This is a genomic window from Methylorubrum sp. Q1 (assembly GCF_004683995.1).
Taxonomy (GTDB): Bacteria; Pseudomonadota; Alphaproteobacteria; order Rhizobiales; family Beijerinckiaceae; genus Methylobacterium.
The window spans coordinates 1-12133 of the sequence record NZ_SRHQ01000004.1 but is presented as its reverse complement, the minus strand read 5'-3'; the positions used below and the strand labels follow the sequence as shown (position 1 = coordinate 12133).

The 12133-nt window shown below is 67.9% G+C and carries 7 protein-coding genes, 1 tRNA gene and 1 pseudogene; 4 read left to right on the top strand and 5 right to left on the bottom strand.

Annotated elements, in window-relative coordinates; genetic code table 11:
- Positions 1–93 precede the first annotated feature (93 nt).
- Together eutC and E4V01_RS05280 are read right to left on the bottom strand one after the other, a co-directional pair.
- The gene (eutC, locus tag E4V01_RS05285) at positions 94–876 is read right to left on the bottom strand and encodes an ethanolamine ammonia-lyase subunit EutC (RefSeq protein WP_135297632.1); all 783 of its coding nucleotides are present in this window, start codon (positions 874–876) and stop codon (positions 94–96) included.
- Positions 873–2255 (bottom strand): ethanolamine ammonia-lyase subunit EutB, encoded by a 1383-nt coding sequence (locus tag E4V01_RS05280; protein ID WP_135297631.1) that lies wholly within the window; start codon positions 2253–2255, stop codon positions 873–875. Before E4V01_RS05280 ends, eutC begins: the two co-directional genes overlap by 4 nt.
- Before the next feature lie 620 nt (positions 2256–2875).
- On the opposite strand from E4V01_RS05280, the gene oxlT reads away from it, so the two are divergent.
- The gene (gene oxlT, locus E4V01_RS05275) at positions 2876–4174 is read left to right on the top strand and encodes an oxalate/formate MFS antiporter (RefSeq protein ID WP_060769541.1); all 1299 of its coding nucleotides are present in this window, start codon (positions 2876–2878) and stop codon (positions 4172–4174) included.
- Positions 4175–4290: 116 nt separating this feature from the next.
- Here the strand turns inward: oxlT and E4V01_RS05270 are convergent, their stop codons facing one another.
- Positions 4291–6381: a methyl-accepting chemotaxis protein gene (locus E4V01_RS05270; protein WP_245517425.1), complete on the bottom strand. Its 2091-nt coding sequence runs from the start codon at positions 6379–6381 to the stop codon at positions 4291–4293.
- Between the two features lie 414 nt (positions 6382–6795).
- On the bottom strand, positions 6796–7761 hold the full coding sequence (locus tag E4V01_RS05265) for a hypothetical protein (protein ID WP_135297630.1): 966 nt from the start codon (positions 7759–7761) through the stop codon (positions 6796–6798).
- A gap of 258 nt (positions 7762–8019) precedes the next feature.
- Here E4V01_RS05265 and E4V01_RS05260 point away from each other — a divergent pair.
- A pseudogene (locus tag E4V01_RS05260) lies at positions 8020–8169 on the top strand (oxalate/formate MFS antiporter); the annotation flags it as partial.
- Positions 8170–8436: 267 nt separating this feature from the next.
- Here E4V01_RS05260 and E4V01_RS05255 read toward each other — a convergent pair.
- Positions 8437–8511 (bottom strand) — tRNA-Val (locus tag E4V01_RS05255).
- Between the two features lie 321 nt (positions 8512–8832).
- Between E4V01_RS05255 and E4V01_RS05250 the strand changes: the two genes are divergently transcribed.
- Positions 8833–9879 carry a hypothetical protein gene (locus E4V01_RS05250; protein ID WP_135297629.1) on the top strand — a complete coding sequence of 349 codons (1047 nt, stop codon included), beginning with the start codon at positions 8833–8835 and terminating at the stop codon, positions 9877–9879.
- A 6-nt stretch (positions 9880–9885) separates the two neighbouring features.
- Positions 9886–12039 carry a glycosyltransferase family 2 protein gene (locus E4V01_RS05245; RefSeq protein WP_135297628.1) on the top strand — a complete coding sequence of 718 codons (2154 nt, stop codon included), beginning with the start codon at positions 9886–9888 and terminating at the stop codon, positions 12037–12039.
- The last annotated feature ends 94 nt before the right edge of the window (positions 12040–12133 follow it).

Genomic DNA, 12133 nt, shown 5'->3' with positions numbered 1-12133 from the left:
TTCGCGAACAACCTCGACAGTGCCGTCCCTGGTTTTCCTTTGAAAGCCGGCGACCCTTTCGCGGGGCGCCGGCCAAATCTCCGTCGAATTCACTCAGAGTCCGCTGATGGCAGGATCAGGCGCGGCGGCCTCAAGCATCCGATCGCTCTCGTCCTTGAGATTCACGCCCGTCAGCCCGCGGGCGAAGGCCTGAGTCAGGAGCCAATTCAGCTTGAACGCGGCCAGCTCGAAGCTCAGGCCGGCGGGCCGGACGTTCGAGATGCAGTTTCTTTCCGCATCCGAGCGTCCGGGCTTCGGATCGAAGGTGACGTAGAGGCCGAGGCTGTCGGGCGAGGACAGGCCGGGACGCTCGCCGATCACCACCACGACCGCGCGGGCTCGCAGCGCCGCGCCGGCCGCATCCCCCAGCGCGACGCGGGCCTGGGTGGCGATGGTCACCGGAGCCAGGCGCCAGCCGGCCGCCTCCGCGTGGGGCTTGAAGGCAGCGAGCAGCGCGGCGGCGCCCTCGTGGACCGCGCGTGCCGAGAGACCATCCGCCACCACGATCGCGAGATCGACGGGCTCGGCCGCGGAATCGGAAAGAGCCCTGAGGCTCTCCGGCGAGAGGCGGCGCCCGTAATCGGGGCGGCGCAGGTAGGTCGCGCGATCCTCCGCGCCGGAGGTCACGGTCACGGTCGGCAGGCCCAGCGCCTCAATGGCGCCCGCGATCGCGGCGGCGTCCATCGGCGTATGCACGGCATCGCGCGCCTGGGCGTGGGCGAGGCCGAATTTCAGCACCTCGCGGGTCGGCAGGCCGGCGCCGGCGCGGCCGAGGCCGATCCGGGCGGGGGTGAGGCGGGCCAGCCGCTGCCAGAGGGTGTCGCTCCGCCTGCTCATGCGGCCAGCTCCGGCGCGGCGGTGAGCAGGCGGGCCTCGGCCCCGCCGGGCAGGAGCGTGCCGTCCGCATCGGTGAGGCCGATGCGGGCGAGCCATTCCTCGAATTCCGGCGCGCGCCTCAGGCCCAGCACCTCGCGGATGTAGAGCTGATCGTGGAACGAGGTGGACTGGTAGTTCAGCATCACGTCGTCGGCGCCGGGAATGCCCATCACGTAGGTGCAGCCCGCCGCCCCGAGCAGGGTCAGGAGCGTGTCCATATCGTCCTGATCGGCCTCGGCGTGGTTGGTGTAGCAGACGTCGACGCCCAGCGGCACGCCCATCAGCTTGCCGCAGAAATGGTCCTCCAGCCCGGCGCGGATGATCTCCTTGCCGTTGTAGAGGTATTCCGGCCCGATGAAGCCGACGACGGTGTTGACCAGAAGCGGCCGGTAACGGCGGGCGACGGCGTAGGCGCGGGCCTCCAAGGTCTGCTGGTCGATGCCGTGATGCGCATCCGCCGAGAGAGCCGAACCCTGGCCGGTCTCGAAATACATCACGTTGTCGCCGAGCGTGCCGCGCTTGAGCGCGAGCGCCGCCTCGTGCGCCTCCTGCAGGATCGGCAGGGTGACGCCGAAGCTCGCATTGGCGCGCTGCGTGCCGGCGATCGACTGGAACACGAGATCGACCGGCAGGCCCCGGTTCATCGCGTCGAGCGTCGTCGTGACGTGGGTGAGCACGCAGGCCTGGGTCGGGATCTCCAGCCGGCCGATGATGCCGTCGAACAGGCGCAGCAGCGTCCCCATCGTCTGGATCGAATCGGAGACCGGATTGATCCCGATCACCGCATCGCCGCAGCCATAGGAGAGCCCATCAAGGATCGAGGCGGTGACGCCGGCCGGGTCGTCGGTCGGGTGATTGGGCTGGAGCCGCACCGCGAGCGTGCCGGGCAGGCCGATCGTGTTGCGGAAGCGGGTGACCACACGGCACTTCTTCGCGACCAGGATCAGATCCTGATTACGCATGATCTTGCATACCGCGGCGGCGATCTCCGGTGTCACGCCCGGCGCAATCCGCGCAAGCGTCGCAGAAGAAGCCGTCAGCAGGAACTCGCGAAAATCCCCGACCGTCAGACCGGCGATCTCGGCAAACGCCGTCTCGTCGTGGTCGTCGAGGATCAGGCGGGTGACGTCATCCTCTTCGTAGGGGATCAGCGGAAGGGCCAGGATATCCTTGAGCGGCACCTCGGCAAGGCACCAGCGGGCGGCCATGTTCTCCTCGGCCGATTCCGCGGCGATGCCCGCGAGACAATCGCCGGAGCGCACCGGCGTCGCCTTCGCCATCAGCGTCGCCAGATCGGCGAAGACGTGGGTGCGGGGGCCAACGGTGTGGCGGTAGGGCATCGACTGGCTCCTTGGCCTCGCCGGACAGGATGCAAGGATCGCGAGACCTGTCGAGGCGGATTCGCGCGGAATGGGCGCTCGGCCCACCCCGCACGCGCCCTCTAGCAAGAACGACGCCCTCTCGACGTGGGTCGACGTCGGACGCGGCTCTCGCGCGCGATCTGGCTATTCGGCCATGTGCCAGCGTAAATTTCAGGGCGATCGGGCCGCGCGCGAAGTCCTCCAAAGGACGAGCCGAGACGTCTCCGGCCCCGTGATTCGGTCGACATGCCGGCTGCCGCGCAATGGCGGCTGCCGAAAGACGCGCGGGATCGTGACGGCTGAGGCGCTCTACACACGGCACTCCGCGATTTTTTGCAGGCCGACCAACGCGTTTCCCGTTGAGTTCCGACTTTTCATCCTTTCGATCCGTCACTTTCGTGTCAGATTGCGCATTATTTCGCTTGCCTGCATGGCTGGTATACCAAATAATGCATACCAATGCCCGGAACGAGACCGCCGCTCGGCTCCAGTGGGCAGACGAGGAAACGCAGCAACCTGCACTGAACGCTTCTCAAGCCCAAAACGCCAAACCTACGCAACAGGCCTTCACGTCTGTGCAGGAACGAGGGAGCACGCTCATGGCATTGTCGTCCATTGCCCCGGATCGGCCGGTACCGTCTTCAAACCGGTGGCTACAAATCATCTTCGGCGTCATCTGCATGGTGGCCGCGGCCAACATCCAGTACGCTTGGACCCTGTTCGTCCCCGAAATTCAGAAGACGTTCGGCTGGGATCGCGCCGCGATCCAGGTGGCCTTCACGATCTTCGTCGTCGTCCAGACCTGGCTGACCCCGATCGAGGGCTACTTCATCGACAAGTACGGTCCGAGCCGGGTCGTGATGTTCGGCGGCCTGATGACCGGCGCGGCCTGGGTGATGAACTCCTATGCCACCTCGCTGACCGGCTTCTACATCGGCTCGGTCCTCGGCGGCATCGGCGTCGGCTGCGTCTACGCCACCTGCATCAACAACGCACTGAAGTGGTTCCCGGACAAGCGCGGCCTCGCCGTCGGTCTCACCGCGGGCGGCTACGGCGCGGGCTCGGCCCTGACGATCATCCCGATCGCCAAGATGATCGATGCCGGCAGCTACGCCCAGGCGTTCTTCATCTTCGGCCTGATCCAGGGCACCGTCATCATCCTGGCCTCCATCTTCATGCGTTCGCCGGCCAAGGACGAGGTCAAGTTCTCGACCAAAGTGCTGCAGACCCGCCGCGACTACACCCTCGGCGAGGCGCTGCGGACCCCGGTCTTCTACGTCATGCTGCTGATGTTCACCTGCACGGTGACCGGCGGCCTGATGGCGGTGGCGCAGCTCGGCGTGATCGCGACCGACCTCGGCGTGAAGAACTTCCAGGTCAACCTGTACTTCTTCGCCATGGCCGCGCTGCCCTTCGCCCTGATGCTGGACCGCGTCATGAACGGCATCTCGCGCCCGCTCTTCGGCTTCATCTCCGACCGGATCGGCCGTGAGAAGACGATGTTCATCGCCTTCGCGATGGAAGGCATCGGCATCGTCGCGCTCGGCTACTTCGGCTCGAACCCCTGGGCCTTCGTGATCCTGTCGGGCATCGTGTTCCTGGCCTGGGGCGAAGTCTACTCGCTGTTCAGCGCCACCGCCGCCGACACCTTCGGCTCGAAGCATATCGGCAAGATCTACGGCGTCCTCTACTGCGCCAAGGGCTTTGCCGCACTGTTCGTGCCGGTCGGGAACCTGATCATGCAGGCGACCGGCACGTGGTCGACGGTGCTCTACACCGTGGCGACGATGGACCTGATCGCGGCCGCACTCGCCATCGCCGTGCTGCGGCCGATGCTGAAGCAGCACCACCTCTCCAACAACGCGGCGGTGCCGAACGCGGCGCTGGCCCACGCCTGACCCGCCGCCGCCGATCCTTCGGGATCCGATGCGAAACCGTGAAAGCCCCGCCGGAAACGGCGGGGCTTTCCTCGTTCAGGCAGGGCCGGCGCTCGAACGCCCGCCCGATCCCCCCCTTACGACACCCGGACTTTGCCGAGGAAGGCCGCGACCTGATCGGACAGCTGCGTGGATTGACGGCTGAGTTCGGAGGCCGCACCGAGCACTTGGCCGGCCGCCGCCCCGGTCTCCTCGGCCGCGAGCGCCACGCCGGTGATGTTGGTGGTCACCTCCTCCGTCCCGACCGCGGCCTGGGCGACGTTGCGGACGATCTCCTGCGTGGCCGAGCCCTGCTCCTCCACGGCGGCGGAGATCGAGGTCGCGACCCCGCTGATCTCGCGGATGCGCGTGGCGATCCCGTTGATCGCGACGACGGCCACGCCCGTCGAACCCTGGATCTGCGCGATCTGGCTCGAGATCTCGTCCGTCGCCCGCGCGGTCTGGGTCGCCAGTTCCTTGACCTCGGCCGCGACGACGGCGAAGCCGCGCCCCACCTCGCCGGCGCGGGCCGCCTCGATCGTGGCGTTGAGCGCGAGGAGGTTGGTCTGGGCGGCGATGGCGGAGATCGTCCCCACCACATCGCCGATCCGGGCGGCCGTCGCGCTGAGATCCTGCACCAGCCCCCCCGTCTGCGCCGCTTCCGCGACCGCGGTCTGCGCCAGCCGCACCGATCCCTCGGCCTGCCGACCGATCTCCTGCACCGACGATCCGAGTTGCTCGGCGGCCGACGCGACCATGGTGACGTTCACCGAAGCCTCCTCGGCGGCCGCGGCGACGGTGACGGACTGGCTGGCGGTCTGGGTCGCGGTGCCGGCCATGGCCTGCGCCGTCGCTTGAAGCTGGGTCGCGGCGACCGTGACGGAGTCGATGACGCCGCTCACGCCTTCCTCGAACGCGTCGGCCATCTGCCGCATGGCGAGCTTGCGCTGCGCTTCCATTCCCGCCCGGGCCAGGGCCGCCTCTTCCTCCAGGCCGCGGGTCCGGATCAGGTTCTCCTTGAAGACGCCGACCGCGGCGGCCATCGCGCCGATCTCGTCGCGCCGGTCCAGGTACGGGACGCGGGCGTCGAGATCGTCGTGGCTGAGCTTCGCCATCGTGTCGCGCATCACCGTGAGCGGCTTGATCACCCGGTACTGCGTGACGGCCAGTCCGCCGAGCGCGACCGCGAGCACGGCGACGATGCTGGCGAGCGCGTACATCATCGCGTGGCGCGCCTCGTCGGCGGCGATCTCGGTGGCGGCGATCACCGCATCCATCGCCGTCGTCGCGACCCGCAGCACGCTGAGGTGCCGCGTGTCGGTGTCGCGCTGGAAATCCTTGAGCGGCATCGGGAAATCACCGGTGGTCAGGCCCTCGGCCATCCCCTTGCGAAGGGTCGCGCTCTCCGGGGCGAACATCGACGCCTGCGCCCCCGCGTAGGCCTGTGCGAGGGTCTCCGGAATGCCGGGCAGGCCCATCTCGGCCCGGACGGTCGCCCAATGGGCGTCGGCCCTGCCCAGATCGATGGCGATGGCTTCCGCTTCGCCGGGCGTCAGCGGCCGGCCTTGGGCGATCACGCGGATGAGCGTCGCGTAGACGCCGCCCACGGCCGAGCGCGCCCGCCACGCGGAGGCCTCGATGTCGACGAGCGCGGCACTGCCCGGCGTCATCCGCTTGATGTTCTCGCCCACGTGCCCGGACAGCCGCTCGAGACTTCCCAGGGCCTTGTCCGCGCGCTGCATCCAGAGGCCGATGAGCGCGGCCTCGCGTTCGCCGACGTTCTTGGCGATCGCCTCGTCGACCCGCGGCCTCAGCAGCGCGAAGTTGCGGTAATCGGCGTGGGCATCCTTCAGGGCGGCCTCGAATCCCGCGTCGCCGAGGGAGGCGCCCTGATCCTCGATCGTTCCCAGATGCGTCCCGATCGCCGATCGCATCGAAGCGATTTTTTCGCGAAGGGCGCTCGCCTGATCCGGGCTCACCTGGAGCGCCTGGGCGCTCACGCCGCGTTCCAGACGCAGGGACTGCATCGCGTTGAGGATGGCCTTGTCCACGACGGCGTTGCGCTTCGAGACCTCCGATGTCTTCACGACATCCCAGGCTTCGAGGAGATGATGGGCCGCGCCACCGATCAGAACCAAGCTGAGGAGGCCGACGACCGCGAACAGGCAAGATCTTACAGAGATGGACATCATTTTCATACCGCGAAGACCCGACAAATTTCTCGCACCCTACGTTTCATAAGTTAAAAACTCGACACCGGCTTCAATCCATGCAATATTTACAACATATAAATCCAAAACATCGGCCTTAGAGCATCGTCCTGGATATAGGATCCGGAACGATGCTCTAGCCTCTTGTTTTCGCATCATCTTTTTTCGAAAGCCGGCAACCACCTTTCGGGACGATGCTCTCGTGTCTCCCGCAAAACTCCCGCCGCGCTGTCATCGCCGGAGCGAGAACGGTCGGAGACCGGGAGTTCTGTGAGGCACTCTTCATGCTGATGAAGGTTTGTGACGCGCGCGGGATAGCGCGTTCCCGGCTGCGGAGTTGGCCCGGCGGCCGGGAACGCGGCGGCATCGGAACGGTCCGACGCCACGGGATCGTCAGAACGCCGTGAAGCTCACGCCGGCGAGGAAGGACGTGAACTGCGCGCCCGGAACGACGCGGGAATTGGCGCCGAGCAGATTCTTCTGGTGCAGCACGCCGATGAAGGCCTTCACCCGATTGGGCTTGTTGTCGATGAGTTCGCCGAGGTCGAGGACGAGGTTCGCGCGCGTGAGGACCTCGGCCTTCAGCCGTCCGCCCTTCGGGTCGTCGCCGCGGGGCGGATTGTAGGAGGCGAAGCCCGTCAGGGCCAAGGGCAGGCCCGTGAACTTCAGGGGGATCAGGTAGGTGGCCTCGAGGCGGGGCACGACGTCCGTCCCGGTCTGGCGCCGGGGCGGCAGCAGGTCGGCGAACCGGAACCAGTCCTTCTGCGCCATCACGGCGATGTTGACGAAGCCGACCGGGACGTCGAACGAGAAGCTCAGACCGCCCATCGCCCGGCTTCGCAGCAGCGACAGCTTGGTGTCGTCGCTCTGGTGATCGACGCCGTAGGCCAGCGACACGTCCTTGATGATGCCGGGCAGGACGAACAACGGCTGTTCGGCCAGGGCGTTGCCGCTCAAGGTGCCGCGATAGGTCAGGAACAGGGTGGTTTGGCCGTAGTCGAAGGTCGTGGCCGGTCCGGGAAAGGGCGGCCGGCCGGCCGGGATCTGCGAGCCGTAGCGCCGCAGATCGAGGTTCACGAAGTTGGTGCCGTACTCCCAGCCATGGACATGGGTGAGGCTCAGCATGTTGCCCGGCGCGCTACGCCCCTCGATGGAGCGTCCGGCCCGGCCGCCGGTGACGCCCGGCTGCCGGAGATCGTTCAGGTAGGTGTAGGCGACCTGCGTGTCGCTGAACCGGAAGAAGGGCGCCGTGGGCGTGTTCGGCTCCGCCGGCAGGGGGGCGCCCGACGGCCCCTGGATCAGCTCCTCCGCCAGGACCGGGCCGGCCGCCCCGAGGAGCAGGCCTGCGGCGGCGAGCACCGCGGCGGTGCGTATGCTCCGGCCTTTTGCGGGTTGCGAGCGTCTTGGCCGGGCGAACGGCAGAGATGTCGAAAGCGGGCCGAGGGACATCCGAGATTTCACTTATGTTATCGGGACGCCCTGTTCTGGATTAACATACTTAATCATTGGCTAACGGCGCGCTTCGCGTGGGCGGCGTTAGCAAAAAAGAGCGCGGGCGCTGCGTCCTAGGCTCGCCAGCGGTCCGGAGAACGATCGTGTCCCCGTCGCGGCCTCTTTACGGGCACGTGGTCGACGCTGCTCTACACTGGGGCGACGATGGACCTGATCGCGGTCGCACTCGCCATCGCCGTCCTGCGGCCGATGCTGAAGCAGCACCACCTCGCCAACAACGCGGCGGTGCCGAACGCGGCGCTGGCCCACGCCTGAGCCAGCGTCTCCGCTCCTCGGGAGCGGAGGCCGGAATGAGAGCGCCTCACGAGACTCCCGATCTCTGACCGTTCTCGCTTTGGCGAGGGCGGCGCAGCGGGAGTTTTGTGAGAGGCACGCAGAAAGCCCCGCCGGAAACGGCGGGGCATTTTTTGAAACGGATTTCCTCAGCGCGCCGGCCCACGATCTGGGAGATGTCGATCGGCCAAAGAAAAAGGCCCCGTCTCCGGAGCCTTGGTCCACTCGAACATCCCACCGGGGGTGGGATGGTGGGCGCGACAGGGATCGAACCTGTGACCCCTACCATGTCAAGGTAGTGCTCTCCCGCTGAGCTACGCGCCCCTGCAAGCCGTCCGGGTGGCCCCGGTGTCCTGCGAGGCCGCGGCTATAGCCGGTGCCGGGCGGCTCCGCAAGCGGGACTTTGGCGGAATCTGATCCCCTCCTTCGAAACACCCCATGCCGTCCCGTGGCGGCCCCACCCCGCCGCAGCCCGTTGCACGCGAGCGGCAAAAATCGGCTAAGAGTGCACCGCGGGACGACCGATCACCGGATCTCCCCTCCGCTCCCCTCACGGCTGCATTCCGACGGCGGAGGCATCGCGAGGGAAAGGCGGGACAAACGGGCGTACCGATCAGCACACGGGGCCGAGGACGGCGAACAAGGATGCGGTTTCTCCTTTCGTCCGACGAGGGCAACGTGATCCGGGGCTGGGTGGTGCCGGACAACCCGCAGGCGATCAGCCGGGTCTGCGTCTGCATCGAGGGGCGCCGGGTGGCGGAGGTCTCGGCGATCCACGCCGACCCGAACTTCGTCAGGTTCGGCTGGCACGCGACCGGGCAATGCCATTTCGAGATCCGTGAGACGGACGTGCCGGGCCTTCCCGGCATCGAGCGGCTCGAGATCTACGATGTCGACACCAATGTGCTGATCTACCGACGGCTGCCGCGGACAGGCCTCACCGACAAGAAGGTCATCCTGCTCAACGGGCATATCCGCCCGGAAACGGTGATCCAGACCGCGCTGTATCCCTATTTCCGGCAATCGTATTTCGGCATTGGCCGCTTTCCGGACGAGATCCTGCGGGCGATGTTCGACACCGTCACCCTCGATTCCTGCCTGATGGCCGGCTCGATCATCTTCCCGCGCTACGAGGGGCACTTCGTCCAGAGCGGCGCGCTCACCATGCTGATGATCCACGACCCCTTTGTGGAACTGGCGAGCCGCCTGTACTGGCTGCGCGAGCGGGCCAGCCTTGCCGCCAACGCGGAGCAGCACTGGCGTCTCGGCAACCTCGTGGAGGCGGCAGCCTTCACCCTCGATTACGACTTCACCGACGTGAAGAGCCTGAAGCGGCTGTTCCGGATGATGCCGGAGCCGGCCTATCACCTGCTCTACAACCCCCTGACCCGCCAGCTCAGCACCCACGTGCCCGAGGACCGGCTGATGCCGGGCAGTTCCATCATCGCGGTCGAGGTGCTGTCCCGCATCGACGTCGTCGGCCACCGCGACTACTTCGAGGCCTTCATGGCCTCCGCATTCCACCATATCGGGATCGAGGCGCCGCTGCCGCTGCCCCTGCCGATCCCCAACGAGACACTGGCGCTCGCCGAGCTGCTGCGCGGCATGCGCTTTGCCCGCGATATGGTGGTCTACGACACCGTGCTCAGCGACGCCGTGCGGGCCTCCGTCTCGAAGAGCTGGGAGACCTGAGGGGCGATGGCGGAACGGGCCGGGCCCATAGCGTCGCTCGCGGGCCGGGCGCTGCCGGTGACGGGTGCGGACGGGGCCGAGCTGCGCATCGACCTCTCCGGCGCCGACCTCGGCGGCACCTGGGTGAGCGTGACCTGGCGCGATGCCGGCAGCGGCGGCATCGCCCGCGCCCTCGTCAGCGCGATCTCGGGCGACGGCGGAAACGTGGCGCTGGTCGAGGAGCCGCTCGGCGGCGACGCCTTCGCCTGGACCGGCCGATTGCCGCCGGGCGTCTCGGGCTTACGCCTGAGTGCCCTGTCGCGGACCAATCCGTTCGTGCTGCAAGACCTCGCCATCCGCCGCCGCGGTCGCCTCGGGATCGTGGCGCGGGCGAGCGCCCGCCAGCCCGGCCTCACCGCGCAGGCAGTCTATTGGCGCATCCTCGGTCTGAAGGTCCGCGCCCGCGGGCTGATCGCGCGGGCCCTCTCCCACCGGGCCGAAACCGGCTACGCGGCCTGGATCGCCCGGTTCGACCGCCTCACGGCGACGGAGCGGGCGCGCATCCGCGCCGAGATCGCGGGATGGGAGGCGCCGCCGCTGATCTCCGTGCTCATGCCGGTGCACGATCCCGATCCGCGCGTGCTGGAGGCGGCGATCCGCTCGGTGCGGAGCCAGCTCTATCCGACCTGGGAACTCTGCATCGCCGACGACGCCTCGACCGATCCGCGCATTCCGCGGCTGATCGCCCGCCACGCGGCCGAGGAGCCGCGCATCCGCTCCGTGCGCCGACCGGAGAACGGCCACATCGCCCGCGCGACCAACGACGCCCTGGCGCTGGCGAGCGGCGCCTACACCGCCTTCCTCGACCACGACGACCTCCTCTCGGAAAACGCCCTGTTCGAGGTCGCCGAAGCCATCCGGACCGATCCGGATCTGGAGCTGATCTACAGTGACGAGGACAAGGTCGATGGACGCGACCGCCGCTTCGAGCCGCATTTCAAGTCGGGCTACGACCGCGAATTGCTGTGGGCCCAGAACTACGTGAACCATCTCTGCGTGGTCCGCACCGACACGCTGCGCCGGCTCGGCGGCCTGCGGCCCGGTTTCGAGGGCAGCCAGGATCATGACCTGCTGCTGCGTCTGACCGAAGGACTGGCAGCGGAGCGGGTGCGCCACATCCCGAAGGTGCTCTATCATTGGCGGGCGGCGGCCGGCTCCGGCACCTTCTCGGATCGAGCCCTGGCGCGGGCCGAGGCGGCGCGCCTGCAGGCGCTCGCCGAAGTGGCCGCGCGCAGGGGAGCCCGGGCCGAGCGGGGAGAGCAGGGGTTCAACCGGCTGATACGCCCCCTGCCGGAGCCGCCGCCCCTCGTCTCGGTCATCATCCCGACCCGCGACCGGGCCGAACTGCTCGGCGTCGTCATCGACGGGCTGTTCTCGCGCACCGATTATCCGGCCCTGGAGGTCGTCGTCGTCGATAACGGCAGCACCGAGCCGGCGACGCGGGATCTGTTCGCGCGCTACAGTTCCGAGCCGCGCCTGCGCGTGCTGCCCGCACCGGGTCCGTTCAACTTCTCGGCGTTGTCGAACCGGGGTGCCGCCGCGGCGCGGGGCACGATCCTGTTGTTCCTCAACAACGACATCGAGGTGTTGGAGCCGGGCTGGCTCACCGAACTCGTCTCGATCGCGAGCGACCCCGAGATCGGCGCGGTCGGCGCGAAGCTCCTCTATCCCGACGGCACGATCCAGCATGGGGGGATCGTGCTCGGGATCGGCGGGATTGCCGGTCACAGCCATCTCGGCCTGCCGGGCAACGAACCCGGCTACTTCGCGCGGATGCTGCTGTCGCAGGAGGTCTCCGCGGTGACCGGCGCCTGCCTCGCCATGCGCGCAGAGGTCTTTTTCGAAGTCGGCGGCTTCGATGCCGCGCATCTCGCCGTGGCCTTCAACGACGTGGATCTGTGCCTGCGGATTCGTGCGGCCGGCTACCGCATCGTCTGGACGCCGCAGGCCCGCCTCCTCCACCACGAATCGAAGAGCCGGGGCGCCGAGGACACGCCGGAGAAGCGCGCCCGCTTCGAGGCCGAATCACGGGTGATGCGCGAGCGCTGGGAGCCGGTGCTGCGGGCCGACCCCTATTACAATCCGAACCTTTCGCGCGCGGCGGCGCATTACCGGCTGTAGAGCGGCTGCGCGGACGATGGTTTGCGCCGGCTCCGAACCGGGCTAAACACCGCACTGCAACACGCCGGATGCGTTCCGGCCGCCCCGGCGGAGA

Coding starts and splice junctions, on each gene's coding strand:
- eutC (WP_135297632.1), bottom strand. CDS start 876: ATGAGCAGGCGGAGCGACACCCTCTGGCAGCGGCTGGCCCGCCTCACC.
- E4V01_RS05250 (WP_135297629.1), top strand. CDS start 8,833: ATGCGGTTTCTCCTTTCGTCCGACGAGGGCAACGTGATCCGGGGCTGG.
- E4V01_RS05270 (WP_245517425.1), bottom strand. CDS start 6,381: ATGTCCATCTCTGTAAGATCTTGCCTGTTCGCGGTCGTCGGCCTCCTC.
- E4V01_RS05280 (WP_135297631.1), bottom strand. CDS start 2,255: ATGCCCTACCGCCACACCGTTGGCCCCCGCACCCACGTCTTCGCCGAT.
- oxlT (WP_060769541.1), top strand. CDS start 2,876: ATGGCATTGTCGTCCATTGCCCCGGATCGGCCGGTACCGTCTTCAAAC.
- E4V01_RS05245 (WP_135297628.1), top strand. CDS start 9,886: ATGGCGGAACGGGCCGGGCCCATAGCGTCGCTCGCGGGCCGGGCGCTG.